General features: G+C 64.7%; 22 protein-coding genes. 12 read left to right on the top strand and 10 right to left on the bottom strand.

Annotated elements, in window-relative coordinates:
* Position 1 precedes the first annotated feature (1 nt).
* From M2339_RS07280 to rnd, 3 genes are all read right to left on the bottom strand, one after another.
* Positions 2-457 carry a hypothetical protein gene (locus tag M2339_RS07280; RefSeq protein WP_264606278.1) on the bottom strand — a complete coding sequence of 152 codons (456 nt, stop codon included), beginning with the start codon at positions 455-457 and terminating at the stop codon, positions 2-4.
* A gap of 427 nt (positions 458-884) precedes the next feature.
* A complete protein-coding gene (locus M2339_RS07275) occupies positions 885-1,181 on the bottom strand; it encodes an I78 family peptidase inhibitor (RefSeq protein ID WP_264587060.1) in 297 nt (98 codons plus the stop codon).
* 65 nt (positions 1,182-1,246) lie between these two features.
* Positions 1,247-2,434, bottom strand: coding sequence for a ribonuclease D (gene rnd, locus M2339_RS07270; protein WP_264587061.1), 1,188 nt, complete (start codon positions 2,432-2,434; stop codon positions 1,247-1,249).
* 146 nt (positions 2,435-2,580) lie between these two features.
* Here rnd and aspS point away from each other — a divergent pair, with 146 nt between their 5' ends.
* Both aspS and M2339_RS07260 read left to right on the top strand, forming a co-directional pair.
* The gene (gene aspS / locus M2339_RS07265) at positions 2,581-4,362 is read left to right on the top strand and encodes an aspartate--tRNA ligase (RefSeq protein WP_264587062.1); all 1,782 of its coding nucleotides are present in this window, start codon (positions 2,581-2,583) and stop codon (positions 4,360-4,362) included.
* A gap of 38 nt (positions 4,363-4,400) precedes the next feature.
* Positions 4,401-5,186 (top strand): polyphosphate kinase 2 family protein, encoded by a 786-nt coding sequence (locus M2339_RS07260; protein WP_264587063.1) that lies wholly within the window; start codon positions 4,401-4,403, stop codon positions 5,184-5,186.
* A 5-nt stretch (positions 5,187-5,191) separates the two neighbouring features.
* On the opposite strand, the gene M2339_RS07255 is transcribed toward M2339_RS07260, so the two are convergent.
* The 5 genes from M2339_RS07255 to M2339_RS07235 are packed head-to-tail and all read right to left on the bottom strand — an operon-like array spanning position 5,192 to position 9,021.
* Positions 5,192-5,689 (bottom strand): N-acetyltransferase, encoded by a 498-nt coding sequence (locus tag M2339_RS07255; RefSeq protein ID WP_319801006.1) that lies wholly within the window; start codon positions 5,687-5,689, stop codon positions 5,192-5,194.
* A 10-nt stretch (positions 5,690-5,699) separates the two neighbouring features.
* Positions 5,700-6,350 carry a hypothetical protein gene (locus M2339_RS07250; RefSeq protein ID WP_264587064.1) on the bottom strand — a complete coding sequence of 217 codons (651 nt, stop codon included), beginning with the start codon at positions 6,348-6,350 and terminating at the stop codon, positions 5,700-5,702.
* Positions 6,347-6,835: a transcription elongation factor GreB gene (gene greB / locus M2339_RS07245; RefSeq protein WP_181559438.1), complete on the bottom strand. Its 489-nt coding sequence runs from the start codon at positions 6,833-6,835 to the stop codon at positions 6,347-6,349. The genes M2339_RS07250 and greB overlap by 4 nt, the downstream gene beginning before the upstream one ends.
* Positions 6,832-7,014, bottom strand: a complete 183-nt coding sequence (locus M2339_RS07240) for a hypothetical protein (protein WP_264587065.1) — start codon at positions 7,012-7,014, stop codon at positions 6,832-6,834. The genes greB and M2339_RS07240 overlap by 4 nt, the downstream gene beginning before the upstream one ends.
* 54 nt (positions 7,015-7,068) lie before the next feature.
* On the bottom strand, positions 7,069-9,021 hold the full coding sequence (locus tag M2339_RS07235; protein ID WP_264587066.1) for a lytic transglycosylase domain-containing protein: 1,953 nt from the start codon (positions 9,019-9,021) through the stop codon (positions 7,069-7,071).
* A 147-nt stretch (positions 9,022-9,168) separates the two neighbouring features.
* Here M2339_RS07235 and dapA point away from each other — a divergent pair, with 147 nt between their 5' ends.
* From dapA to M2339_RS07190, 9 genes are all read left to right on the top strand, one after another.
* Positions 9,169-10,047 carry a 4-hydroxy-tetrahydrodipicolinate synthase gene (gene dapA / locus M2339_RS07230; protein ID WP_181559441.1) on the top strand — a complete coding sequence of 293 codons (879 nt, stop codon included), beginning with the start codon at positions 9,169-9,171 and terminating at the stop codon, positions 10,045-10,047.
* Between the two features lie 46 nt (positions 10,048-10,093).
* The gene (smpB, locus tag M2339_RS07225; RefSeq protein ID WP_264570111.1) at positions 10,094-10,576 is read left to right on the top strand and encodes an SsrA-binding protein SmpB; all 483 of its coding nucleotides are present in this window, start codon (positions 10,094-10,096) and stop codon (positions 10,574-10,576) included.
* Positions 10,576-11,184, top strand: a complete 609-nt coding sequence (locus tag M2339_RS07220; protein WP_264584887.1) for a DUF2062 domain-containing protein — start codon at positions 10,576-10,578, stop codon at positions 11,182-11,184. The genes smpB and M2339_RS07220 overlap by 1 nt, the downstream gene beginning before the upstream one ends.
* Positions 11,185-11,252: 68 nt before the next feature.
* Positions 11,253-13,622 carry a response regulator gene (locus tag M2339_RS07215; protein ID WP_264588341.1) on the top strand — a complete coding sequence of 790 codons (2,370 nt, stop codon included), beginning with the start codon at positions 11,253-11,255 and terminating at the stop codon, positions 13,620-13,622.
* Between the two features lie 107 nt (positions 13,623-13,729).
* The gene (locus M2339_RS07210; protein ID WP_181559444.1) at positions 13,730-14,911 is read left to right on the top strand and encodes an HlyD family efflux transporter periplasmic adaptor subunit; all 1,182 of its coding nucleotides are present in this window, start codon (positions 13,730-13,732) and stop codon (positions 14,909-14,911) included.
* A gap of 5 nt (positions 14,912-14,916) precedes the next feature.
* Positions 14,917-17,091 carry a glycosyltransferase gene (locus M2339_RS07205; protein WP_264587067.1) on the top strand — a complete coding sequence of 725 codons (2,175 nt, stop codon included), beginning with the start codon at positions 14,917-14,919 and terminating at the stop codon, positions 17,089-17,091.
* Positions 17,092-17,199: 108 nt separating this feature from the next.
* Entirely contained in the window at positions 17,200-18,279 is a 1,080-nt protein-coding gene (gene recA, locus M2339_RS07200) for a recombinase RecA (RefSeq protein ID WP_181559446.1), read from the top strand.
* Between the two features lie 188 nt (positions 18,280-18,467).
* Complete coding sequence (alaS, locus tag M2339_RS07195) at positions 18,468-21,122, top strand: alanine--tRNA ligase (RefSeq protein WP_264587068.1); 2,655 nt, start codon at positions 18,468-18,470, stop codon at positions 21,120-21,122.
* 66 nt (positions 21,123-21,188) lie between these two features.
* A complete protein-coding gene (locus M2339_RS07190) occupies positions 21,189-21,587 on the top strand; it encodes a cupin domain-containing protein (RefSeq protein ID WP_264587069.1) in 399 nt (132 codons plus the stop codon).
* A 13-nt stretch (positions 21,588-21,600) separates the two neighbouring features.
* On the opposite strand, the gene M2339_RS07185 is transcribed toward M2339_RS07190, so the two are convergent.
* Both M2339_RS07185 and M2339_RS07180 read right to left on the bottom strand, forming a co-directional pair.
* The gene (locus M2339_RS07185; protein ID WP_264587070.1) at positions 21,601-23,385 is read right to left on the bottom strand and encodes a cation:proton antiporter; all 1,785 of its coding nucleotides are present in this window, start codon (positions 23,383-23,385) and stop codon (positions 21,601-21,603) included.
* Positions 23,386-23,498: 113 nt separating this feature from the next.
* Positions 23,499-24,719: an NADP-dependent isocitrate dehydrogenase gene (locus tag M2339_RS07180; RefSeq protein ID WP_264570116.1), complete on the bottom strand. Its 1,221-nt coding sequence runs from the start codon at positions 24,717-24,719 to the stop codon at positions 23,499-23,501.
* A 208-nt stretch (positions 24,720-24,927) separates the two neighbouring features.
* Here M2339_RS07180 and M2339_RS07175 point away from each other — a divergent pair, with 208 nt between their 5' ends.
* Positions 24,928-25,674 carry a phosphatidylserine decarboxylase gene (locus tag M2339_RS07175; RefSeq protein ID WP_264570117.1) on the top strand — a complete coding sequence of 249 codons (747 nt, stop codon included), beginning with the start codon at positions 24,928-24,930 and terminating at the stop codon, positions 25,672-25,674.
* Positions 25,675-25,700: the final 26 nt, after the last annotated feature.

Genomic DNA, 25,700 nt, shown 5'->3' with positions numbered 1-25,700 from the left:
GTCAATCTGTGATGCCAAATGGCGCGATTTTTTCAATCGCGAGGAGATATTCTGTTTGATCGAACGTGAACGGGCCGAACCCTGAATAGTCTCGATTAGGTCGGTGAGGTTGCCTGAAACAATCCCAAAGCACGCGCTCGCCTTCTATGCGGACGTGCGCCATTAGGGGCCAGCAACCGGGCTCACCACAATCGCAGAACAACGCATAGATTTCGCCCGGCTGATCGCCTTCGAATGTTTCCCGCCACCCATAAAAATAGTCCGGGAGAGGGCCGAGGTCGAAATATGCGGGCACTATCCCGCCATAGCCACCTGCGGGATCGTTGAAGTCGTTCGCCCGTTCGAACTCAGCCACAAGGTCGGCGAGGCGGATACCATCAATACAGGGCATAAGTGCAAGTGTTTGCCCATTCACATACTCGCATTCGAAAGTAAGGGTGTGGGGCATGGTCAGCACGTGAGCAGTTCGCTTATCGGCTGTCAATGTTCGCAATGTTGCAGTTTCCAGTCAGAGCGGTCATGGCTGTTATCGGGCCTGGATGTGAAAGCGGACTGAAGCGCTGACGAAAGAGGTGAGCAGCAAGTTCGGGATGGGGAGCGGCCGTCTTCCGAACCCTCTCCCCTCGAGGGAGAGGGATGCGCAGGCTTGGCAGCTTGCTGCCTAGCCGAAGCTGGGAGAGGGGTGTCGATCCGCAGGATCGAGCGGATCAGAGATCCGCACCCCTCATCCAACTGCGCCTAGCCGCCTCACGGCGACAAGGCTCCGTATCCTTCTCCCTCAAGGGGAGAAGAAGGGCTCGCATGACGTCGCGTCCGGACAGTCCGCCATCAGCACGGCTCTACAATGTCGCGCCCGCGAATTTCCCACTCGGCCCAACCGCCCGTCACCCGCAGTTCACCCGCTCGATCATCATCGCGTCATCGTAACTGATGTTCAGCCGGTCCTCGCGATAGTCCATCGTCATGGCGGAGCGCGGCGGGCCCCAGCGTAGGGTGCGGGCGCCGGATTTGGCGAGGAGGTCGGCGCCCAGAGTCGCGGTTGCGCGCTGGCCGATGGCGCTTTGCAGGCCTTCCGCCGAACAGGCGCCGTTGCCGGCCATTGGCGGTTCGCCCACGCTGGTCGTGGCGGTAGCGCAGGCTGTCAGCGGGGCAAGAGCAAGAAGGGGGGCGATCATCCGCATGGGCCGGGCCTTTCATCAAAAGGCCAGCCTAGCATGCGGGCGTCCACCGGTCATCCGGCAGGCGATCAGTCGTTGGGCTCGGCCAGCTTTTCCGTGCGGGTCATCAGCAGCTTGCCATCGCGCACCGCGAAGGCCATGCGGCCTTCCACCAGATCCAGCGCGTCGCGGCCGAACTGCTCGAACCGCCAACCTTCCAGGATCGGCAGGTTGGTCCGCACACCGGCCGCCAGCATCTCCAGATCGTCGGCGCGAGCGAGCAGCCGCGAGGCGACGTTGATCTCCCGCGAGCGGATCTTGAGCAGTAGCTTGAGCAGATCGGCGACCAGCGCGCCTTCCTTGCCGAGACCGGGCCGACCCGGATCGCGCTCGGGCATTTCCTCGCGGGGCAGGGGCGCGGCATTGTCCAGCGCAGCCATCAGCCGTGCGCCGATGTCATTGCCTTTCCAGCTTGCCGAAAGCCCGCGCACCTTGCCCAGATCCTCCTGCTTGCGCGGCGGATGGGAGGCGATGTCGGCCAGCGTCTCGTCCTTGACGATGCGCCCGCGCGGCAGGTTCTTGTCCTTCGCCTCGGTCTCGCGCCAGCCGGCCAGCGCCTTCAGACGCCCAAGCACATCGGCCTTGCGGCTGGAAATGCGCACACGCTTCCACGCCTCGGCGGGATTGACCTCATAATTACCGGGATCGGCGAGCCGCTCCATTTCCTGATTGAGCCACACGCCGCGCCCCGTCTTGCGTAGTTCTTCCAGCATCATCGGGAAGATCGCGGCGAGATGGGTAACATCGCCGATCGCATAATCGATCTGCCGCTTGTCCAAGGGGCGCCGCGCCCAGTCGGTGAACCGCGCGCCCTTGTCCAGGTGAATGCCCAGCCAGCTGTCGACCAAATTGCTGTAGCCGATCTGCTCGCCCTGGCTCAGCGCCATGCTGGCAATCTGCGTGTCGAACAGCGGGTGCGGCGTCTTGCCGGTGAGGTTGAAGACGATCTCGATGTCCTGCCCGCCGGCGTGGAAGACCTTGAGCACATCCTCATTGTTCACCAGCAGGTCGAGCAGCGGGCCCATGTCCAGCCCGGGTGCCTTGGGGTCGATTGCCGCGGCTTCCTTCCCATCGGAGATCTGGAACAGGCACAGTTCCGGCCAATAGGTGTTCTCGCGCATGAATTCGGTATCCACGGCGACAAAGTCGGCCTTGGACAACCGCTCGCACAGCGCGGCGAGGGAAGAGCTGTCAGTGATCAATGGATGGATTTGCATATGGCAGGTGATCTTATTATTGGCCGGTCCTCGGATTGGGGGCCGGCGGCACGCTTGAGCGTATCACCATATCCCCCACAAGTCGTCTTTGTCATCCAATTGGCGCCCTCGCAATGAGGCGCGTGAAAATAAAAGGCCGTTAGACCATGCACGCCTATCGCACGCACACCTGCGGGGAGCTCCGCGCCGCCAATGCCGGCGAGACTGTTCGGCTGTCCGGCTGGGTCCACCGCAAGCGCGATCATGGCGATCTGGTGTTCATCGACCTGCGCGATCATTACGGCATGGTGCAGATCGTCACCGAAGTCAGCGGCCCGGTGTTCGATGTGATCGAGAGTCTGAAGGCCGAGAGCGTCGTTACCATCACTGGCACGGTCGTGGCGCGCGCCAAGGAAGCCGTGAACCCGAACTTGCCGACCGGCGAGGTCGAGGTGCGGGCGGCAGAGGCCGTCGTGCTCTCCGCCGCGCAGGAGCTGCCGCTCCCGGTCGCGGGCGAGCAGGAATATCCCGAGGATATCCGCCTGCGCTATCGCTTCCTCGATCTGCGCCGCGAGACGTTGCATGCGAACATCGTCAAGCGCACCAAGATTATTTCGGACATGCGCCGCCGGATGGAAGGCGCGGGCTTTACCGAATATTCGACGCCCATCCTCACCGCCTCCTCGCCGGAGGGCGCGCGCGACTTCCTCGTGCCCAGCCGCATTCATGCCGGCAAGTTCTACGCGCTGCCGCAGGCGCCGCAGCAGTATAAGCAGTTGCTGATGGTCGCGGGCTTCGATCGCTATTTCCAGATTGCGCCCTGCTTCCGCGATGAAGACCCGCGCGCCGACCGCCTGCCGGGCGAGTTCTACCAGCTCGATCTGGAAATGAGCTTCGTCACGCAGGAAGATGTGTGGAACACTATGGAGCCGGTGATCGCCCAGGTCTTCGAGACCTTTGCCGATGGCAAGCCAGTGACGCCGGCCGGCAGCTTCCCGCGCATTCCTTATGCCGAAGCCATGCTGAAATATGGCAGCGACAAGCCGGACCTGCGCAACCCGATCATCATCACCGATGTGACCGATCATTTCGTCGGCTCGGGCTTTGGCATCTTCGCGAGCATCGTCGAGAGCGGCGGCGTCATCCGCGCCATTCCCGCGCCGGGCGCCGGCGCGGGCAGCCGCAAGTTCTTCGATGAGATGAACAATTGGTCGCGCTCGGAAGGCTTTTCGGGCCTTGGCTATATCAATATCAAGGATGGCGAGCCGGGCGGCCCCATCGCCAAGAATCACGGGCCGGAGGCGACCGCCAAGCTGATCGAAACGCTCGGCCTTGGTCCCAATGATGGCGTGTTCTTCGCCGCCGGCAAGGAGACGCAGGCCGCCAAGCTCGCCGGTCTTGCCCGCATCCGCGTCGGCGAGCAGCTCGACCTGATCGACAAGGACCGCTTCGACCTGTGCTGGATCGTGGACTTTCCGTTCTACGAATATGACGAGGACTCCAAGAGCCTGGACTTCGCGCACAACCCCTTCTCCATGCCGCAGGGCGGGATGGAGGCGCTGGACGGGCCCGATCCGCTTTCGATCAAGGCCTTCCAGTACGACATGGTCTGCAACGGCTTCGAGATCGCGTCCGGCTCGATCCGCAACCAGTCGCCCGAGCTGATGGTTAAGGCCTTCGAGAAGGTTGGCCTGAGCAAGCAGGATGTGGAAGATCGCTTCGGCGGCCTCTACCGCGCTTTCCAATATGGCGCGCCGCCGCACGGTGGCATGGCCGCCGGCGTGGACCGCATCGTGATGCTGCTCTGTGGCGCTGTGAACCTGCGCGAGATCACGCTGTTCCCGATGAACCAGCGCGCCGAGGATCTGCTGATGGGCGCGCCCTCCAACGCGGAGCTCAAGCAGCTGCGCGAACTGCACATCCGCGTCGTCGAGCCGCAAAAGAGCTGAACTCTCGACAATGGCTGGCCGCACGATAGGGTGCGGCCATGACCATCAAGCTCTCCGATTATGAGAAGGGCGCCGATTTCGACGGCGACTTCGACAAGGCGCTGCTCAAGCTCCAGAAGCGGCTGGAGAAGATCCAGGTCGCCCACATCATCCACAAGCGCCGCAGCGTGGTGATGCTGGAAGGGTGGGATGCCGCCGGCAAGGGCGGCATCATCAAACGAATGACGTCGCTGCTCGATCCGCGCTATTTCCGGGTCTGGCCCATCGGCGCGCCGACAGCGGAGGAGCTGGGGCGCCACTTCCTCTGGCGCTTCTGGACGAAACTGCCGGAAGACAGGCACATCGCGATCTTCGACCGGAGCTGGTACGGGCGCGTGCTGGTCGAGCGGGTGGAGGGCTTCTGCACAAAAGCCGAGTGGAAGCGCGGCTATGACGAGATCAATGCGTTCGAGGCCCAGCAGATCGACAGCGGCACCGCGATCGTGAAGCTGTTCGTCCACATCACGCAGAAGGAGCAGGACAAGCAGCTTGCCCAGCGGCTGGACGATCCCTTCAAGCGCTGGAAGACGGGCACGGAGGATTATCGCAATCGCGACAAGCGGGCGGATTATCTCGATGCCATCAAGGACATGTTCGCCAAGACCGACACCAAGCAGGCGCCCTGGCACGTGATCGATGGCAATGATCGCAAGGCTGCGCGGATCGCGGCGCTCACGTGCATCGCCGACCGGCTGGAAAAGCATGTCTCGATGGAGATGCCGGACGTCGATCCCGCCGTCGTGAAACTGGCGCATGAGGCGTTCGGCTATCAGCCGGAGGAGTGAGCGGCTCAGGCCTGATCCATGAGGCTGCGGTACATCACGAGCGCATCGACATAACCGTGAACCGGATGGTGGAACGCGCCGGGAAGCGCCCCGACCACGCTAAATCCCATATGCTGCCATAGGCGCACGGCGCGGATGTTCGTGGAAATCACCAGGTTAAACTGCATTGCGCGGAACCCCTGCGCGCGGGCCGTCTGCAGCGAGTGGCGGCACAGCGCCTGCGCGATGCCTTTCCCACGCTGGTCGGCCTGGACGATATATCCGGCATTGGCGACATGGGCGGCCGGGCCGGTCGAATTTGCGCGCAAGGTGTAGCTGCCGACGATGCCGGTGTCGGATGTCGCGACGAACACCTGCTTGTCCGGCGCGGTCCAGTAGGCGTGGGCACCCGCCTCATCCAGATCGCGGGCGAGGGGAAAGGTCGCGCCCTCGCGGATGACCGGCTCGAAAACGGTCCAGATGCCCCGCCAGTCGGCGGCCGAGGCGGGGCGGATGTCCATCATGGCGAGGCGCTCAGTCCCGCGCGGCTGGGGCGTAGCGCATCGTGCCGTCGCGCCAGTGGAGAACCAGCTTGTCGTCTTCGCGAGTCACCAACGTATCGCGGAAAGCGGCAACGCCCATGTCATTGGGGGTGAGGATGATGTGGACGCGAAGATGCTCCTGCGCGGGCAGAGGGATCACCTCGGATTTGGTGCCGAAAAACACTTCTGAGACCTGAATCGAGCGCGGACGGCGCTCGCCCAGATCGCGGGTCCAGCCGTCGCTCTGGGTATAGTCGGCGATGGTGTCGCCATCCTCGAGGGTGAGCTCAAAGTCGACGGCGGGTACGCCCGCGCCATTGGGCCAGGTGACCAGCAGGGTGAACGGCTCGTTCCCGTCGGTGGCTACATGGGCGAGCGAGAACGCTGCCGGCTTGGGGGTCGGCTCGGTGGTGAGGCGCAGGGTGCCGTCATCCGCGCATTCCCAGCGGCCGGCGGCCGATTCATCGACAGCGCCTGCGGTGAACATGTAGCGGAAGCGACCATTCGGGCCGATTTCCAGTGCCGAGGCTGCATCCGGCCCGGCATCGGCCATGAACAGTCCCGTCGGGCAATCTGCAGCCCATGCCCCCGACCCCGTCCTGGCCAGCAGCGCAATCCCGAGCAAGGCCGTCCGCGCGATCATTGCGGATAGCTGATGGCAAGGATTTCCCATTCCTTGCTGCCGCCCGGCAGGTCGACGCGGCGCAGGTCGCCCACGGCAGCTCCTCTCAGGGCACGCGCCAGCGGCGTGTCCCAGCCGATCCGTGCGGCGCCGGCATCCGCCTCGTCATTGCCGACGATGGTGACGCTGCGCTGATTGTCCTCCTCATCGGCGAGCGTGACCGTGGCGCCGAAGAAGATGCGGCTCTTGTCCGGTTGCTGCGCGGGTTCCACGATCTTGGCGAGCTTCATACGCTGCGCCAGCCATTTCAGGCGTCGGTCGATTTCCCGCATCCGCTTGCGCCCGTAAAGATAGTCGCCATTCTCGCTGCGGTCGCCATTGCCGGCCGCCCAGCTGACGATCTCCACGATCTTGGGCCGTTCTTCCCCGAGAAGCTGGTCATATTCGGCGCGCAGCGCGGCAAAACCGCCCGGCGTGATATAGTTCGGCCGAGGCAGCGCGCTCATTTGCCCCGGCGTTTCGGCCGCTTGCTGGCATACATCAGGGCTGCGGCGAGCGCTGCTGATCCGATGCCGACGCCGGCCCAGAAGGCCTTGGTCCCGCGCTTTTCGTCGGTCTCGGCGGCGTCGGCAGGCCCGGCGATGGGCGTCGATGCGGGCGCGGAACTCGTCTCTCTTTCAGTCATGATCTCTATTCTGTTCTGGGTCGAAAGGTCGGATTAGCTGGATGCGGACGGTCCTCAGCCGGGCAGGGACTTGCCCAGGAACCGGCTGAGCGGCGCCAAGTCGGCGGTGCTCTGCACGGGGCTCAGCATGTCATAGATCACCGCATTCTCCAGCACACGCTGCACATAATTGCGCGTTTCGAAAATGGGAATGTCCTCGATCCACTGGACCATGTCCACGCCGGGCAGACGCGGGTCGCCATTGGATTGCAGCCAGCGGTTCACCCGGCCCATGCCGCCATTATAGGCGGCGATGGCGAGCGGGTAGCTGCCGTTGTAATAGCGCAGCAGCTGCTGGAAATAGGCACTGCCAAGCTGCACGTTATAGTTGGGATCGTAGAGCGAGCTCTGGTTGAAGCTCATGCCGATCTTGCCCGCGACTTCGCGCGCGGTGGAGGGCAGCAGCTGCATCAGTCCATGCGCATTGGCGTGGGACACGATGGCCCGGTCGAACTGGCTTTCCTGCCGGGTGATCGCGTGAATCATCGTCCAATTGGAGCGGTCGCTCAGCGGCACATTCATGCGGGGGAAGCTGTAGTCCGGCGCGGCACTCAGACCATTGCGGCCGGCGCTGCGTGCGGCCATGACGCCAAGATCCGGGCGGCCGAGGACTTGCGCCAGTTCGCCGGCGAGGGCCAACTCCGTATCCGTCTGCGCATTGTCGGCAATGGCGCGGATGAATAGCGACTGGTCGCGGGTCTGCCCGTTGCGCCCGAGCAGGCTGGCAGCGCGCACTACCGGTCGCGCCATGAATGCGGCGCGCTCACTGGCGCTGGGGCGCACGGCACTGGCGAGCGCACCGGGATTAACGCGGCGTTTGAGACGCTCGAGCGCGAGCTGGCCATAATATTGATCGGGATAGCTGCCGGCCTTCTCGAAATGCGCAGTTGCCTGCGCCTGACGACCAGCGGCCAACGCAGCGCGTCCGGCCCAATAGTGGCCCTTGGAGCTGGTCTGGCCCGATTTGGCGCCATTGGCATAGCGATCGAACATCGCTTCGGCGTCGGCGGGGCGGTTCAGCTTGTTGAGCGCGATCATGCCCGCCAGCCATGTGAGGCTGGTATAATCATCGCGTACGCCCAGCGACTGCGCACTGATGTCCGTCCCGCGGGGGAAGGCATCGTCGACCTTGGAAGCGATAGCAAAGGCGGTGCTGAACTGATTGTCATTGTTCGCCGCGCGGGCCTGCGCCAGCAGCACCTCATACCATTTTTCCGGGTCGGTCGGGCGTTGCATCAGCGCCGTGCGGTTGCCGAGCAGGCTGCGCGCCGCAGCAAGGTCGCCATTGTCGGTCAGCCAGCGCGCCTTGTCGGCCAGATAGCCGGCGTCCAGCATCCCGACCGGATCGGCCGGACCCATGAGGGCCGCAGCATTGGGCGATTTGCGCTGGAAGGCGATCCGCGCGGCGACAACCGCCTGGCGGGTCACCGGCACGGAGGCGAGTAGGCGTTCGGCGATCTCCGGGCGGCGTTGCCACAAAGCTGAATCCGCGCGCCGCAAATGATCTTCCGGCGTGAGGGCGGATGCGAACTGCATCCGCAGCCGGTCCTCCCATTTAGCGTCCATGGCGCCAGACGCCCAAGCGTCCCGCGCCATTTTCTGCGCCTCGCTTTGCTTGCCCATCCGCGCCAGCGTCAGCGCGTGAATGGCCTTGGCCTGGGCGGAGCGTGCCGGATATTTCGCGAAGAAGGCGAGAATGACCGACGGCTCGTTGACGTCCGCATCCACCCGACGCTCGGCATAGGAGCGCAGCTTGGATTCCTCGGGCCAGCCGGGATTGGCGAGCAGGAAGTTGGCGTAGACCGAGAAATCGTGGCTGTCGCTGGAGGCAATGCGGCGCCAGTTCTCAATCGCATCGCGGGTGCGCGCTTCGTCATTGGCGCCAGCGGCGAGGCGCTCCTGAACGGCCTGCCAAGTGACGGTCGGCGTGCTCTGCGAGGACGAAGCGGTCGTCGCTGCCGAGGCCATGGCCGCAACAAGAACGACAGCAGATAAGCGAAGGTCTTTTCCCATGGGAAGCATTATGGCAGAGCCTCGATGATCGAACGGTGAACGGGCGCGTGCATTTGCCCCACTATGCCTGTCCGAGCGCGCGCTTTGAAGGAGTTTTTTCATATGTTTTCCGGCTCGATTCCGGCACTGATCACCCCGTTTCGCAATGATCGGCTGGATGAGGACGCATTCCGCAGCTTCGTGGACTGGCAAATCGAGGAGGGATCGAGCGCCCTCGTGCCGTGCGGAACGACCGGCGAGAGCGCCACGATGACCATCGAGGAGCATAATCGCGTCGTGCGGATCTGCGTCGAGCAGGCGGCCGGGCGCGTGCCGGTGATCGCCGGGGCCGGCTCCAACGATACCCGGATTGCGCTGGAACATATGTTCGCCGCGCAGGCCGCCGGCGCCGATGCCGCGCTTGTCGTCGCGCCCTATTATAATAAGCCGAGCCAGGAGGGGCTTTACCAGCATTTCGCCTATCTGGCCTCGCGCTGCGATCTGCCCATCGTGCTCTACAATATTCCGGGCCGTTCCATCGTGGATATCGGCGTGCCGGTGTTGCACCGGCTGGTCGAGGAATTTCCGAGCATCGTGGGCCTTAAGGATGCGACCGGGAATATCGGCCGCGTGACCGCCCAGCGCCTCGCCTGCGGGGCGGACTGGTGCCAGCTGTCCGGCAATGACGAGACGGCGCTGGCGTTCAACGCCATGGGTGGCCGGGGCTGCATCTCGGTCACGGCTAATGTCGCGCCGCGCCTGTGCGCCGATTTCCAGAATGCTTGCCTTGAGGATCGCTGGAAGGACGCGCTGGCGCTGCAGGACCGGCTCTATCCGCTTCACGATGCGCTCTTCACCGATTCTTCACCGGGGCCCATCAAATATGCGCTCTCGCGGGTGCGACCGGAGATGCCGTGCGAGTTGCGGCTACCGATAACGTGGCCATCAGGTGCCTCGCGTGCGACGGTAGACCGCGCTCTTGAGATCGCGGGGCTGGTTTAGGCCGGTCACATCGCCTAAATCTGGCTCTCATTACAGAAAGATTCCAATGGCTCGCCCGCGCCCTGCGACATTCAACAAGGTCAAGACCGTGGCCGAGAACCGGCGCGCCCGTTTCGATTACGCGATTGAGGACGTTTACGAAGCGGGCATCATGCTGCGCGGGACCGAGGTGAAATCGCTGCGCTTTGGCGATGGCTCGATCACCGAGAGCTATGCCGAGGTGAAGGACGACGAGATCTGGCTGATCAACAGCAACATCCCCGAGTTCAGCCACGGCAACCGCTTCAATCATGAGCCCAAGCGCCCCCGCAAGCTGCTGCTGCGCGAGCGGGAGATCGCCAAGCTGCACGGCGCCGTCGCCCGGCAGGGCATGACGCTGGTGCCGTTGAGCGTCTATTTCAACGAGCGCGGCAAGGCCAAGGTCGAGCTGGCGCTGGCCAAGGGCAAGAACGTCCGCGACAAGCGCGAGACCGCCAAGGAGCGCGACTGGAAGCGCGAGCAGGGCCGCATCATGCGGGAGCGGGGCTGATGCCCAAGCGCCGGCTGATCAAGGCCTTCCGCGCGTCCATGCCCAGCCGGGAGAGCCTGGCGGAAAACCGGTTCGTCAAGCCGGTGGCGCATCGCGTGCTGGCCCCCGAGCTGTGGCGCTTCACCCGCAGGTCCGTGCCGCGCGGCGTGGCGTTGGGCTTGCTCGTCGGCATCTTCCTGCTGATCCCCGGGCTGCAGATTGCCGGCGCGGCGCTGCTGGCGCTGCCGTTCCGGGCGAATGTGCCGCTGGCCGCTGCGATGACCTTCCTGTCCAATCCCGCGACGACGCCCTTCATCCTCGCCGCATCCTATTATGTCGGCGCGACCATGTTGGGGCGGTCCGGCGATGTCAGCCAGGTGATGGCGCTCATTCATCACGAGGCGGGGCTGGCGGAATGGACGGCCTGGCTGCTGTCATCGACAGCACCGGTGCTGCTGTTCGGCCTGCTCGTCGTGTCGGTCGTCTCGGCCGCTATCGGCTATTTTGTTTCCTCCTGGCTGTGGAAGAGCCGCATCGGGCGGAAATGGCGCGGGCGTCAGGCGGGGCGCTCGGAAAGCGCTGAGACCGGAGGCGACGGAATTTTGCCGCTGGGAGGGCAGACTTCGTGAGCGATGGGGGAGCGAATGCGCGCAATGGCGATTTGCTCAATCTGACGGCAAATCAACCGCGCTTCCCCATGCTGCTGCTCGTCGCGCTGGTCGCGCTGCTGGCGGGCGCGCCGCTGTTATGGCTGTTCGCCGATCCTGCCGTGGGCGCCGTGTTCGGGGCGTCCGTGCTTGCGGTGTCCGCGCTGCTCTGGGTGACGCAGCGCAGCCTCGCGCCGGTCGTGCCGGCTACGCCTGCAGACCCGGACTGGACGCTGATCCGCGCGGCGGCAAATGCAGCCGGTTGCGCCATCGCCCTGACCGACCGGACGGGCCGCATGGTGTGCGCCAATGATCATTATGGCGACTGGTTCGGTGGCTATCCCGCGCCTGCCGAGATCGACATTTCCCCGAGCGATCTGAACCGCGTGGCGCAAGCCGGGCAGGCGGCCTGGCGCGAGGGCGAAATCACCGTGCGCGGCATATTGCGCGGCAGTCTCCATCTCGATCTGCAGGTGACGCGCACCGGACGGGCGGATGACTATCTGCTCTGGCGTTTCGAGAGCGTCCAGCAGGCCAGCATCGTCGATGATTTCGGTCGCATCATGGCCGGCGAGGCGGGCGAGCGCCTGTCCGATTCCGGCGTGATGTGCGTGATGATCGGTGGGGAGGGGCGCATCCGCGCTGCCAATCCCGCCTTCATCCTGCGCGCTACCGGCCGCGCGGACAGCATCATCCAGGGTCGCGACTTCGCCGGCTATATGCGCGTCGACGCCGAGGGCCGCATCTTCTTCGCGCAGGAAGAAAAGCAGGCGGTGCCCATCCGCATGATCCAGGTGCCGCTGCGCCCGGATGACCCCTCCGGCCAGATCGTGCTGGTCATGGTGGATGAGAGCGTGTCGGCGGTGGAGGGCATTTCCAGCCTCGCTTATGTCGAAGCCCTGCTCTCGCTGCTGCCCTTCGGCCTTGGCATGGCCGACCGGGAAGGGCGGCTGCTGTTCTTCAACAAGGCCTTTGGTCGCGCTGCCGGCATCCCGCCGGGTGAGAAGCCGAGCTATCCGGGCGATATCGTCGTGGTGGAGGATCGCGCCGCCGTGGCCGACACTATCCGCCGCTTTGCCAATGGCCCGCAAATGTCCGGCGACATGCAAGTCGGCCTGCTCGGTGCGCCGGACGAGCCGGTGTCCCTGAGCCTTGCAGGGGTGAGGGGGCTGGGCGAGGCCGCCGTGCTGCTGAGCCTCAAGGACAATAGCGAGGAATCGCGCCTCAAGCGTCAGGTCGCCCAGCAGACGAAGATGCAAGCGGTCGGGCAGCTTGCCGGCGGCGTGGCGCACGACTTCAACAATATTCTGACCGCGATCATCGGCCATTGCGATCTGATGCTGATGCGCCACACGCCCGGCGATAGCGACTATGACGACATCCAGCAGGTCAAGGCCAACTCCAACCGCGCAGCCTCGCTCACGCGGCAGCTTCTCGCCTTCTCGCGCCAGCAGACCTTGCGTCCGCAGGTGCTGCAATTGCCCGATGTCGTGTCCGAGGTCTCCAGCCTGCTCAAGCGGCTGCTCGGCGAGAACATCCGGCTGGAGGTCTTCCACGGCCGCAATCTCGGCCATGTCCGCGCCGATCCCGGCCAGCTTGAGCAGGTGATCGTCAATCTGGTGGTGAACGCGCGCGATGCGATGCCCGAAGGCGGCACGGTGACCGTCCGCACCTTCCCGGTCTCCGCCGCCGATGTGCGCGAGATGAAGAACGAGATCATGCCGATCGGCGATTATACCGGCCTCAGCATCTCGGACACCGGCACCGGCATTCCGCCGGAGGTGCTGGGCAAGATCTTCGAACCCTTCTTCACCACGAAGTCGGTCGGCAAGGGCACCGGGCTCGGGCTCTCGACCGTCTACGGCATCGTCAAGCAGTCCAATGGGTTCATCTTCTCCGATTCGACCGTGGGGCAGGGCACCACATTCAACATCTATCTGCCGGTGCACGCGGTCGCTTCGGAAGGCATGTCTTCCCCCGTGGCCCCGCGCAAGGCGGCGGTCAGCGAGACGTGGGGCACCGGCACCATCCTGCTGGTCGAGGATGAGGACATGGTGCGCAACGTCGCCGAGCGTGCGCTCGCCCGGCAGGGTTACACCGTCGTCACCGCCTCGGATGGCGAGCAGGGACTGGCGCGGCTTGCCGAAGCCGAGCGGATCGATCTGCTGATTTCCGACGTGGTGATGCCGGGGATGGATGGCCCGACGATGGTCCGCCATGTCCGGGAGAGCCATCCCGCTATCCCGGTGCTGTTCATGTCCGGCTATGCCGAGGAGCAGCTTCGCAAGTCCATCGACATCGAGAATGTGGCCTTCCTGCCCAAGCCTTTCTCGGTCTCCCAACTTGCCGAGGCCGCGCGCGATGTGCTGGCGAGCGCCCGCCAGGGCGATCTGCAGGATGATGCGACCGCCCGCGCATAACACGGCCCAGCCGTGCTTCGGCTAACGATATCGTAACCACGCCACTGCTAGTCCCGCTCGGTGGGCGCCGGGCAGACGCCCGGTATCTTTCAGGGGTGGTGGTATTCATGAGTCGCGTTGAAACGATCCTGCGGGCGCGCAGCACGCGCATTGCGCTGGCGGTAGCCTTGCTGAGCACGGGCGCCATTGGCTTTGCGCCTTATGTGTTCAACGATGTGTCGACGCAGGCGGCGGTGAACGCGCCGATCATCCGCCTGACCGCTGCGGCGGACGGGACGGTGGCGGCGCTGCCCGCCGATGGCCAGTATTTCATGAAGCCGACGCCCGTGCATCTGCTCGATCTCTCGCAGGACACCGGCGAGGTCGCGGAACTCAAGGCCCGGGCCGAAATCGCCCTCGCGCAGATCGATCTCGCCAAGCGCCAGCTCGGCGAGCTGACCGCGCAGGAGGTCCGGCTGGGGCGCCGTGCCACGGTGTTCTCCAACGCCACGACGGCGCGCCTCTCCGAGGATCAATCTGCCGCTGGCGCTGCCTTGTCCGGTTGCCAGGCCGAGCGGACGGAGCTTCGCGCAAGCCTAGCCCGAGCGCGCCAGCTCTCCGAGCAGGGCTTCATGTCTGCCTCCGGCGTGGAGAAGGCCAGCGCCTTGCTTGCCGCTAAGGACAGCGAGTGCAGCGGCCTTGGGGCCAAGATCCAGTCCATCGGCATTGCCCGCAACGCCGCGCGCGCCGGGGTGTTTCTGGGCGACAGCTATAATGATGCGCCTTATGCCGTGCAGCAGGCAGATCGCGTGGTGCTCCAGCGCCAGACCATTGAAAAGATGCTCACCGACGCCAATGCCGAATATACCCAGACGCAGCTCCGGTTGAAGGATGCGCAGGCCCGCGCCAATTATGTGGCGCCAGCCGGCACGCTGGTCTGGGCGACCACCGCCAGTTCCGGTACCTCCATTCGTGCCGGCGAGCCGGTTGTCGATCTGGTCGATTGCCGCCGTCGCTTCGTGCAGGTGGCCTTGCCCGAGCGCAAGGCGGAGGTGATCCACGCTGGCTCGCCCGCGAACATCCGGATGATCGGCGCGAGCGAGTGGATGAAGGGCCGGGTCATCGCGATCACCGGCGCTGCCGGTCGCCGACAGGAAGGCCTGCTCGCCGCCTCGACCTATTCCCTGCCGGAAGCGCGCGAGATCATCGTGGATGTCGCGCTGCCCGAGCAGGTGCCGGCCAAGGCCGATGCCGCGCGCAAATGCGATGTGGGGCGTCTGGCCGAGGTGCGGTTCAGCCGCAGCCTCTAAGCCCTATGACCGACGTCGCTTTCACGGCGCCCTGGGCCTCGCTGGCGCTGGTGCTGGGCGCCTTCGTCATATTCGGCGGGCTATGGCCGTCGCGCGTTGGCATCGTGGCGACGATTGCGGCCGCCATCGTCAATTATCTGCACTGGCGGATTGTCTATACGATTCCTTGGGGCGGCAGCTTCAGCGAGCTCTGGTGGCCGGTTTCCTGCCTGATCGTGGAGGTGCTGGCGCTGTTCGATGCCGGCATTCTTCTGGCGATTCTCTCGCGCCCGACGGACCGCTCGGCTGAAGCCGATGCGGGGGAAGCCCGCCTGCGGGCTTTATGGGCGGAGAACGCCGATCTTCTGCCCCCCGTGGACGTCTTCATCGCGACCTATAATGAACCGCGCGAGGTGCTAGAGAAGACGATTCTCGGCTGCCTCGCGATGGATTGGCCGGAGGCGCGCGTCTGGGTGCTGGATGACGGGCGGCGTCCCTGGGTGCAGGATATGTGCCTCGCCAAGGGCGCCGGGTACATCACCCGGCCTGACAACAAGGGCGCCAAGGCTGGCAATATCAACCATGGCCTCACCCAGACGAATGCGCCGTTCGTCGCCGTGTTCGATGCCGACTTCGTGCCTCAGCGCGATTTCCTCATCCGTACCATGGGCTTTTTCGAGAATGAGAAGATCGGAATCGTCCAGATTCCGCACAGCTTCTACAATCACGATCCCATGCAGACCAATCTTGGCCTGCAGCAGGCTATGCCGGATGATCAACGCTTCTTCTTCGAGGCGATCATGCCGGGCCGCGATGGCTGGGATGCCTCCTTCTGCTGCGGCTCCAACTCGGTGACGCGCCGGGCGATCTTCGACGAGATCGGCGGCGGCCTGCCCGAGGGCTCGATCACCGAGGATATGCTGCTGACCCTCGCCAGCCTGCGCAAGGGGTACATCACGCGCTATCTCAACGAGCCGCTGGCTTATGGCCTCGCGCCGGAGAGCACCGCTGCCTTCTTCGTCCAGCGCCAGCGCTGGGCGCAGGGCGCGATCCAGATTCTCTATCTCAACCATGGCCCGCTGGGGGGCACGCTGAAGCTCCGCTATCGGCTGCTGTTCCTTCCCTCCGCGTGGGTGACGCAGGGCCTGCAATCGGTCTTCACAATCCTCGCGCCGATTCTGTTCGCGCTGTTCAATCTGGCGCCGATGGTCGGAGTCGATTTGCCGGGCATTATCTTCTTCCTTCTGCCGATGATCGTCGCGCTGCTCGGTGGCATCAGCATGCTGGCCCCGGGCCGCTATTATCCGCTCGCGGCGCAGATCCTGTCCGTTTTCCAGACCTTCCGCATCCTGCCTGCCGCGCTCAAGACGCTGATCGCGCCGAAGGGGCTGACCTTCAAGGTGACGCCCAAGGGCTCCGGCTCCAAGGGCGGCAAGCGCGGGCCGGGCGATTATGTGCTGTTCGCGTCGCTCACCCTCATGGCGGCGAGTCTGGCCAGCCTCGCCATCAACATGCTGCCCGATTATCGCATCGTCACGCAGGATGGGCTGCTGCCGGTCGTGGCCTTCTGGCTGGCGTTCAACATGGTGATGCTGCTGCTGGTGGCGATGATGTGCCTCGAAAAGCCGCGTGTGCGCGGCGAGGAGCGCTTCGACCTGCGCCAGACGGTGACGCTGATCGGCGACAACGGGCAGATGCTCAGCGCCTCAAGGGGGGATATCTCCATCTCGGGCATCGGCCTGCATCTCGATGCGCCGAGCGGTTTCGCGGTGGGTGAAAGGGTGCAGATCGTGCTGCCGGATGTCGGAATATTGCGCGGCGAGGTGCGCTATTCGGCGCGCCGGATCGGCATCCTGTTCGATTTTCATTCCGAGGAAATCCGCGACCGGCTGATCGTCTCGCTGTTCACCAACGGTATGAACGTGAATGCGCAACGTCCCTCGGCGCTGGCCGTGGCCGGCGCGATCGTTCGGCGGCTCTGGTCGGCAGACCTCAGCATCCGCGCCCAGGTCGCATCCGCGCCGGAAGCTCCGGAGGTGCCGGTCGAGAAACTCAGCGCCGCCACGCGCTGCATCGTGCCCGGCAAGCGGCCGGATTTGCGCGGTCCGGTACTGCTGACGGCGGAGGAGGGGGCTTCCCTCGCCGCTGCCAAGATTGCGGTCGTGCCGGTCCCGGCGGAAGGTCCGCGCCGGGTCGCCTGACCTGCGTTCTTAAATTTCGTTCCCCTCTTGTTCCATAAGAACAAATAGGATACATGGCTCTTGTGACTTTCGGTTCACGAGGATTTGACTTCCATGGGGAGCAGGCACATGACGGCGAGCTTGAAGCTTATCGACGGCGAGAAGAACGTGGGAACCATGGAACGGCAGAAAGCACTCGAAGCAGCACTGGCGCAGATCGATCGCGCCTTCGGCAAGGGCTCGGCGATGAAGCTGGGCTCCAAGGAGGCGATGCAGGTCGAGGCGATTTCCACCGGCAGCCTGGGCCTTGATATCGCGCTCGGCGTCGGCGGCCTGCCGCGCGGTCGCGTGATCGAGGTCTATGGCCCGGAAAGCTCGGGCAAGACCACGCTGGCGCTCCATGTGATCGCCGAGGCACAGAAGACGGGCGGCACGGCAGCGTTTATCGACGCCGAGCATGCACTCGATCCGGTCTATGCCCGCAAGCTGGGCGTGAACATCGATGAGTTGATCGTCTCGCAGCCGGATACCGGCGAGCAGGCCCTGGAGATCACCGATACGCTGGTGCGCTCCAACGCCATCGACGTGCTGGTGGTCGATTCGGTCGCGGCGCTGGTGCCTCGCGCCGAGATCGAGGGTGAGATGGGCGATAGCCATGTCGGCCTGCAGGCGCGGCTCATGTCCCAATCGCTGCGCAAGCTGACCGGCTCGATCAGCCGCTCGCGCTGCATGGTGATCTTCATCAACCAGCTGCGCATGAAGATCGGCGTGATGTACGGCAATCCGGAGACGACCACGGGCGGTAATGCCTTGAAATTCTACGCCTCTGTCCGCCTCGACATTCGCCGGACCGGTCAGATCAAGGATCGTGACGATATCGTCGGCAACGCCACGCGCGTGAAGGTGGTCAAGAACAAGGTCGCGCCGCCGTTCAAGCAGGTCGAGTTCGACATCATGTATGGCGAAGGCATTTCCAAGGTCGGCGAGATTTTGGACCTTGGCGTCAAGGCCGGCGTGGTCGAGAAGTCGGGCGCGTGGTTCTCCTATGATTCCGTCCGGATCGGGCAGGGACGTGAGAACGCCAAGAACTTCCTGCGTGAAAATCCCGAGATGATGGACAAGCTGGAGCGCACCATCCGCGCGCGCACTGAGGCTGTGGCCGAGGGCATGATGACCGGGCCGGACAGTGACGAGGCAAGCGAGGATTGATCTTTTTGGGAACCTGATCGTGCACAAACGCGGTCAGGTCGTCGTCTGCGGTGGCGTCGCATGAGGGACGCGCTGTGCAGTTCGAGCGATCGTGAAGCTGCGCTTGCGACTGGCGATCGGATTTTGGTCGCGATTTTCCGTTCACTCACCGCTTGTCGGCGGCTGCGGCTTCCCCTAATCGCTCGTCCATGACGTCGACCAACGATATCCGCCGCGCGTTCCTCGATTATTTCGGGGCCAATGGTCATGAGATCGTGCCTTCCGCGCCGCTCGTGCCCAATAACGATCCCACGCTCATGTTCGTGAACGCCGGCATGGTGCCGTTCAAGAATGTGTTCACGGGACTTGAGAGCCGCCCCTACAAGACGGCGACCTCGTCTCAGAAATGCGTGCGGGCGGGCGGCAAGCACAACGATCTCGATAATGTCGGCTACACCGCGCGGCACCTCACCTTCTTCGAGATGCTCGGCAATTTCTCGTTCGGCGATTATTTCAAGGAACGCGCCATCGAGTTGGCGTGGACGTTCGTCACGCGCGAACTCGGCCTGCCCAAGGACCGGCTGCTGGTCACGGTCTATCACACCGATGACGAGGCTTTTGGTTACTGGAAGAAGATCGGCCTGCCGGACGAGCGCATCATCCGCATCGCGACCAAAGACAATTTCTGGTCGATGGGCGATGATGGCCCATGCGGCCCCTGTTCCGAAATCTTCTACGATCATGGTCCGGACGTGCCCGGTGGGCCTCCGGGTTCGCCCGATGAAGATGGCGATCGGTTCGTCGAGATCTGGAATCTCGTCTTCATGCAGTTCGAGCAGCTGGGCGGCGAAATCGTCGGCGATCTGCCGCGTCCCTCCATCGACACCGGCATGGGTCTCGAACGCGCGGCCACGGTCATTCAGGGTGTCCACAGCGTCTTCGATACCGACCAGTTCCGGGCACTGATCGATCTGTCCGCCGCGCTGACCAAGACGTCGGCAAAAGGCGAGCAGGCCGCCAGCCACCGCGTCATCGCCGACCATCTGCGTTCGGCGGGCTTCCTGATTGCCGATGGCGTGCTGCCGGCCAATGAGGGGCGCGGCTATGTGCTGCGGCGGATCATGCGCCGCGCCATGCGTCATGCGCATCTGCTCGGTGCCGCCGAACCGCTGATGCACCGCCTCGTTGGCGGTCTCAGCGCGGAAATGGGCGCGGCCTTCCCGGAATTGATCCGCGCCCAGCCACTGATCGAGGAAACGCTGCTGCGCGAGGAAACCCGCTTCCGGCAGACGCTCGACAAGGGTCTCAAGCTGCTGGACGAAGCCGTGGCCGGTCTGCCGACGGGCGCGACGCTGCCCGGTGACACCGCGTTCAAGCTCTACGACACCTACGGCTTCCCTTACGATCTGACCGAAGACGCGCTGCGCGCCCAGGGCCTCACCGTCGACCGCTCCGGCTTCGACGCGGCCATGGCAGCCCAGAAGGCCGCCGCGCGCGCCGCTTGGAAGGGATCGGGCCAGAAGGCATCGGAAGACGTCTGGTTCGATATCGCCGAGAGCGAGGGATCGACCGAGTTTACCGGCTATCTGAGCGAAGCCGGTGAGGGTCGTGTCGTCGCGTTGGTCAAGGATGGTACCCGCGTCGAACAGGCGCAGCCCGGCGAGAGCGTGACCATCGTCACCAATCAGACGCCCTTTTATGGTGAGAGTGGGGGTCAGGCAGGGGATACCGGTCGGATCAGCAAGTCGGATGGGCTCTCGGCGACTGTCTCTGACACCGCCAAGCCCTTGGGCCGTCTTCACGCCCATCAGGCGACCATCGAGGCCGGGCGAATCGCGATTGGCGATATCGTCCACATGGAGGTCGATGCCGCCCGCCGCGCGCGCGTGCGCGCCAATCACAGCGCCACGCACCTGCTGCACGCCGCACTCCGCAAGACGCTCGGCCCGCATGTGACCCAGAAGGGCAGCCTCGTCGCGGAAGACCGGCTGCGCTTCGACTTCTCGCATCCCGAGGCGCTCACGCCGGCGCAGATCGCGCGGGTCGAGGCCGATGTGAACGCGCAGATTCGCGGCAATGCCGAGGTCAGCACGCGCCTCATGTCGCCGGACGACGCGATTGCTGCCGGCGCCATGGCTCTGTTCGGTGAGAAATATGGCGACGAAGTGCGCGTGCTCTCCATGGGCACGGGCGACGAGGGCACCTATTCGGTCGAGCTGTGCGGCGGCACTCACGTGCGCGCGCTGGGCGACATCGCGCTCTTCAAGATCGTCGGCGAAAGCGCGGTTGCCAGTGGTGTTCGCCGGATCGAGGCGCTGACCGGGGAGGCCGCGCGCCTGTGGCTCACGCAGCGCGACGAACAATTGCGCGCCATCGCCACGACCTTGCGGACGACGCCCGAGGACGCAACGGCCCGCGTGGCCGCGCTTGCCGAACAGAGCCGCAAGCTGGAGCGCGAGTTGGCGGAGGCCAAGAAGGCGCTCGCGCTGGCCGGCGCATCGGGCGGCGGCGCTTCGGCTGAGGCTGCGCCCGAGATCGTCAATGGCTACAAGGTGCTCGCCCAGCAGTTCGACGGGCTCGACCCCAAGGGACTGCGCGGTCTGGTGGATGACGCCAAGGGCCGGCTTGCCAGCGGCATCGCCGTTGTCATCGCGGTGAATGACGGGCGCGCGAGCATCGCGGCCGGCGTGACCGACGATCTGACCGGCACGTTCAGCGCTGTCGATCTGGTTCGTCTCGGCGTGGCTGCGCTGGGCGGGCAGGGTGGCGGCGGTCGCCCGGATATGGCGCAAGGTGGCGGTCCGGACGGTGCGGCTGCACCGGCGGCGATCGAGGCGATCAAGGCGCGCATTGCGCAGGGCTGAAACGGGGCGCTGAACGGGGGAGGGCAGACCTGTCGGTCCGGCCGGCTCCTGTGTGGGAGACGATCCATGACGCCGAAGTCGCTCAGTACCTATCCCATCCACCTCGCGCGGGGCGGTAAGGCCGTGGCACAGCCGGCCATGACCTCCGATCCGGCATGGTATGCCGCCTATGATGCCCGCCATGGCGGAGATGGCGCAGATGGCCGCTTGGTCAGCGCCTATCGTTTCAGCAGCAATTGGTCGATGTGGGAGCGGCATCCGCTCGGCGACGAAATCGTCTATTGCATCGCCGGCGCCGTGACGCTGCGGCAGCGCGGCGAGGATGGGACGGAAACCCATGTTGCGCTCTCCGCCGGTGACTATGCGATCAACCCCGCCAATGTCTGGCACACGGCGGATGCGGCCGGAGAGGTGGAACTGCTGTTCATCACCCCGGGGAGCGGAACCGAGCACGAGCCGCGCTAGCGGCGACTTGCGCTCAGGCGGGGCCGTTCGCTTCCCCCAGCCGCCGACTCCGCAGCCGCGGCGCGACGTCGAGTTCCGCCGCCGCCTTGATCTCATTCTGCAGGTCTTCGCGCTTTTGGTGCACGGACGCGATCACGGGCCCCATGGGCAGGCCGAGGTCCACCAGCGCGGTCTCGGCCAGGTGCAGTGAGCTTTCCAGCGTCTCGGGCACCGCGTCGCTTGCGCCGGCCCGATAGAGTTGGGCGGCGTGGGTGGTGTCCCGCGCCCGCACGATGATTGGCAGATCGTCCAGCCAGCCCCGCACGCGATTGGTGACGCGCATCGCCAGCACCGGGTCGTCCATGGTGATGATGAGCGCCTGCGCGCGCCCGAGTCTCAGTCGATCGAGCGTGTCCGGGCGCGACACATCGCCGAACTGGACGGTGTAGCCCTCTGCCCGGGCCTGCGCGACGATATCGATATCGTTCTCCACCGCCACATAGGGCACCTCATGCACCCGCAGGAGATCGGCGACGGTGCGGCCGACGCGGCCGAAGCCGAGGATGATGGCGGCGCGCGCATTGTCGTCGGTCTCGTTGGTGTCCGGCTCCAGCGCATCCCGTTCGACCCGCCGGGCCATGCGATGCCCGAATTTGGCGAGGATGGGTGTGAGGGTGAGGCCGATGGCGGTGGCCATTTGCCAGAAAGCGGCCGTGCCGGGGCTGATGAGATTGGCCGTCACGGCGCTCGCCAGCACGATGAGCGTCGTTTCCGAGGGGCTGCCCATCAGGATGCCGGTTTCCAGCGCCACCCCGCGCCGCGCGCCCGCAAGCCGCAGCAGCAGGCTGGTCACCGCCACCTTGGCGAGAACCACGCCGGTGATCGCGAGCAGCAACCCATCCCATTGCGCGACCAGAGCCACGGGATCGATCGCCATGCCCACGGTGATCAGGAAGACGCCCAGCGCCAGGCCCTTGAACGGCTCGGTCATGCCCTCGACCTGGCCGTGATAGTCGGTTTCGGCGATGAGAATGCCCGCGACCAGCGCGCCGACGATGGGCGAGAGGCCCGCAGCGGTGGTGAGCAGGCTGGAGACCATCACGACGAGCAGGCTTGCCGCCAGAAACACCTCGGGCCGCTTGGCCCGCGCCGCCTGTGCGAAGAGGCGGGGGAGCATGAAGCGCCCGCCGATCAGCAAGGCGAGGACGGCGAGACCGCCGGTCAGCAGGACGGTGGCAAGATTTTCCCAGCCATCGTCTGCGACATTGGGCGCCATGGCACCAAGCGCGAAGACGATCGGCACAAGCGCCAAATCCTCGAAGAGCAACATGCCGAACGCGGATTTGCCGACCGCCGAATGGGTGCCGGCAATCGGCATGACGAGCGCCGTTGACGAGAGGGAGAGGGCAAGACCCAGGCCGATGGCGGCATACAGGCTGCTACCGAGCAGCAGCATCCCACCACCGATCAGCGTGGCGCTGCCGAGCAGTTCCGCCGCACCGATGCCGAAGACGAATTTGCGCATCGACCACAGGCGTTTGAACGACAGTTCCAGGCCGATAGAGAAAAGCAGCATGACGATGCCGAGTTCGGCAAAGGCGGTGATCGCCGATTCCCGCGAAATCGTCACATGGGCGAGCGCCGGATAGGCGCTGACGAACCGGCCGAGACCAAAGGGGCCGACCAGCAGTCCGACGAGGATGAAGCCGATGATCGGGCTGATGCGGAAGCGTGCGAAGGCAGGGATCACGAGGCCCGCCGCGCCGAGAATGACCAGCGCCTCGTTGAAGGTCTGGCTGCCGAACGTGCCGTGGATCATCGGATCAGTCCGCTCGGGCGAGTGGGCGGGAGGCCAGGGTGCGGGCGTACCGCAGGGAGGGAGGAGGGCGCTTCGAGCGTGGTTGACCCCATCGAAGCGCCCCCTTCAGGTCTTTAGGACCAGTTGCTCATTTCAGCTTCGAGGTTCCGGCGGATCGCCTCGAAGAACTGCTCGGTGGTCATCCAGGCCTGATTCGGCCCGATGAGGATCGCGAGGTCCTTGGTCATTTCGCCATTTTCCACCGTCTGCACGCAGACGCGCTCCAGCGTCTCGGCAAAGCGGACGACGTCCGGCGTCTCGTCGAACTTGCCACGGAACTTGAGGCCACCGGTCCAGGCGAAGATGGAAGCGATCGGGTTGGTCGAGGTCGCCTTGCCCTGCTGGTGCTGGCGATAGTGACGGGTCACGGTGCCGTGCGCGGCTTCGGCCTCGACCGTCTTGCCGTCGGGCGACATGAGGACGGAGGTCATCAGGCCGAGCGAGCCGAAGCCCTGCGCCACGGTGTCCGACTGAACGTCGCCGTCATAGTTCTTGCACGCCCACACGAACTTGCCGCTCCACTTGAGTGCGGCCGCGACCATGTCGTCGATCAGGCGGTGCTGATATTCGATGCCAGCAGCCGCGTACTTGTCCTTGAATTCACGGTCGAAAACGTCCTGGAACAGATCCTTGAAGCGACCGTCATAGGCCTTGATGATCGTGTTCTTGGTGGAGAGGTACAGCGGCCACTTGCGGTCGAGCGCATAGTTCATGGATGCGCGGGCGAAATCGATGATCGACTGGTCGAGATTGTACATCGACATGGCTACGCCCGAGCCGGGGAACTGGAAGACTTCGCGGTCAATCACCTTGCCATCGTCGCCTTCGAACACCAGACGCAGCTTGCCGGGGCCGGGCACGAGGAAGTCGGTGGCGCGATACTGATCGCCAAAGGCATGACGGCCGATCACGATCGGGTCGGTCCAGCCCGGCACCAGGCGGGGCACGTTCTTGATGACGATTGGCTCGCGGAACACGACGCCGCCCAGAATGTTGCGGATCGTGCCGTTCGGCGACTTCCACATCTGCTTGAGGTTGAACTCCTCGACGCGCGCCTCATCCGGCGTGATCGTGGCGCACTTCACGCCGACGCCGTACTTCTTGATTGCCTCGGCGGAATCGATGGTGATCTGGTCGTTGGTGCGGTCACGCTCTTCGACGCTCAGATCATAATAGTGAAGGTCGACGTCGACATAAGGCTTGATGAGCCGCTCGCGGATCCATTCCCAGATGATCCGGGTCATCTCATCGCCGTCGATCTCGACGATCGGATTTTTCACCTTGATCTTGCTCATGCGTGCCATGTTCCCTGTTCGATGTCGCTGGGGCCGCCGCGACCGCACGCGGCAGGGCCTTTCAGCATGCCTCTAGGGAAGGTCGCGGCGATGATCAACTGCCCTGGCCATGCATGAGAGGCTGATGTCGGGCGATTTATGCCGCGTGGCAGGCCTGTTTGGGCCGGCGGGGATTGTGCCGGGCGGCGGCTCACCCTAAACAGAGCCCATGACAACAGAATTTTCGGGCACGCAGCCGGTCGCGCCTTCACGGACAAGCGTCAAGTGGAGTTTCCCATCGGTTCACCCGGAGGGGCGGCGCTTTGGGGCGATTGCCGCTGCGATTACCCTCATTTTTGCCTTGATGGGCTGGTCGATCCTGGCCTGGCTGATGGTTGGCGTGACGCTCTGGGTGTTCGCGTTCTTCCGTGATCCCATCCGCGCCGTGCCGCAGGACGAGCGCGCAATCATCGCACCGGCGGATGGGCTGGTGACCCTGATCCAGGTGGTTCCGCCCCCGCCGGAGATGCTCGGACCAGACAAGCTTGGAACCGAACCCATGACACGGGTTTCTATCTTCATGAGCGTGTTCGACGTCCACATCAATCGCACCCCGATCAGCGGCACCATCAAGGATGTCGTCTATATCAGCGGCAAGTTCGTCAATGCGGACCTGGACAAGGCCAGCGAAGACAATGAGCGCCAGCACATTCTGGTCGAGCGCAGCGATGGCGTGCGGGTGGGCTTCACGCAGATCGCTGGGCTGGTCGCGCGGCGGATCGTTCCTTTCGTCAAGCGCGGCGATATCGTCGCGGCAGGCCAGCGCGTCGGGTTGATCCGCTTCGGCAGCCGCGTGGACGTGTATCTCCCTGCCGGCACGGCGCCGCAGGTCGCGCTGGGCACGCATACGGTGGCCGGCGAAACGATCCTGGCGCATCTGGGCGAGAATCAGTCCGCTACGGCTGTGCTGCAATGAGGCCTCGCTCGGTTGGCGCGCCCATT

Origin of the sequence: Sphingobium sp. B2D3C (genome assembly GCF_025961835.1) — a bacterium.
In the GTDB taxonomy this organism is placed as follows: domain Bacteria; phylum Pseudomonadota; class Alphaproteobacteria; order Sphingomonadales; family Sphingomonadaceae; genus Sphingobium.
The sequence above is the reverse complement of the archived record's forward strand: the minus strand, read 5'-3'. Positions and strand labels throughout refer to the sequence as shown.

Bases quoted from the DNA above. Each gene is read 5' to 3' on its own strand.
- M2339_RS07255 (WP_319801006.1), bottom strand. From the start codon at position 5,689: ATGATGGACATCCGCCCCGCCTCGGCCGCCGACTGGCGGGGCATCTGG.
- M2339_RS07215 (WP_264588341.1), top strand. From the start codon at position 11,253: ATGCTGCTGCTCGTCGCGCTGGTCGCGCTGCTGGCGGGCGCGCCGCTG.
- rnd (WP_264587061.1), bottom strand. From the start codon at position 2,434: ATGCAAATCCATCCATTGATCACTGACAGCTCTTCCCTCGCCGCGCTG.
- M2339_RS07210 (WP_181559444.1), top strand. From the start codon at position 13,730: ATGAGTCGCGTTGAAACGATCCTGCGGGCGCGCAGCACGCGCATTGCG.
- M2339_RS07235 (WP_264587066.1), bottom strand. From the start codon at position 9,021: ATGGCCTCGGCAGCGACGACCGCTTCGTCCTCGCAGAGCACGCCGACC.
- M2339_RS07185 (WP_264587070.1), bottom strand. From the start codon at position 23,385: ATGATCCACGGCACGTTCGGCAGCCAGACCTTCAACGAGGCGCTGGTC.
- greB (WP_181559438.1), bottom strand. From the start codon at position 6,835: ATGAGCGCGCTGCCTCGGCCGAACTATATCACGCCGGGCGGTTTTGCC.
- M2339_RS07175 (WP_264570117.1), top strand. From the start codon at position 24,928: ATGACAACAGAATTTTCGGGCACGCAGCCGGTCGCGCCTTCACGGACA.
- M2339_RS07240 (WP_264587065.1), bottom strand. From the start codon at position 7,014: ATGACTGAAAGAGAGACGAGTTCCGCGCCCGCATCGACGCCCATCGCC.
- M2339_RS07205 (WP_264587067.1), top strand. From the start codon at position 14,917: ATGACCGACGTCGCTTTCACGGCGCCCTGGGCCTCGCTGGCGCTGGTG.
- recA (WP_181559446.1), top strand. From the start codon at position 17,200: ATGACGGCGAGCTTGAAGCTTATCGACGGCGAGAAGAACGTGGGAACC.
- dapA (WP_181559441.1), top strand. From the start codon at position 9,169: ATGTTTTCCGGCTCGATTCCGGCACTGATCACCCCGTTTCGCAATGAT.
- aspS (WP_264587062.1), top strand. From the start codon at position 2,581: ATGCACGCCTATCGCACGCACACCTGCGGGGAGCTCCGCGCCGCCAAT.
- smpB (WP_264570111.1), top strand. From the start codon at position 10,094: ATGGCTCGCCCGCGCCCTGCGACATTCAACAAGGTCAAGACCGTGGCC.
- M2339_RS07250 (WP_264587064.1), bottom strand. From the start codon at position 6,350: ATGATCGCGCGGACGGCCTTGCTCGGGATTGCGCTGCTGGCCAGGACG.
- M2339_RS07260 (WP_264587063.1), top strand. From the start codon at position 4,401: ATGACCATCAAGCTCTCCGATTATGAGAAGGGCGCCGATTTCGACGGC.
- M2339_RS07190 (WP_264587069.1), top strand. From the start codon at position 21,189: ATGACGCCGAAGTCGCTCAGTACCTATCCCATCCACCTCGCGCGGGGC.
- M2339_RS07275 (WP_264587060.1), bottom strand. From the start codon at position 1,181: ATGCGGATGATCGCCCCCCTTCTTGCTCTTGCCCCGCTGACAGCCTGC.
- alaS (WP_264587068.1), top strand. From the start codon at position 18,468: ATGACGTCGACCAACGATATCCGCCGCGCGTTCCTCGATTATTTCGGG.
- M2339_RS07180 (WP_264570116.1), bottom strand. From the start codon at position 24,719: ATGAGCAAGATCAAGGTGAAAAATCCGATCGTCGAGATCGACGGCGAT.
- M2339_RS07220 (WP_264584887.1), top strand. From the start codon at position 10,576: ATGCCCAAGCGCCGGCTGATCAAGGCCTTCCGCGCGTCCATGCCCAGC.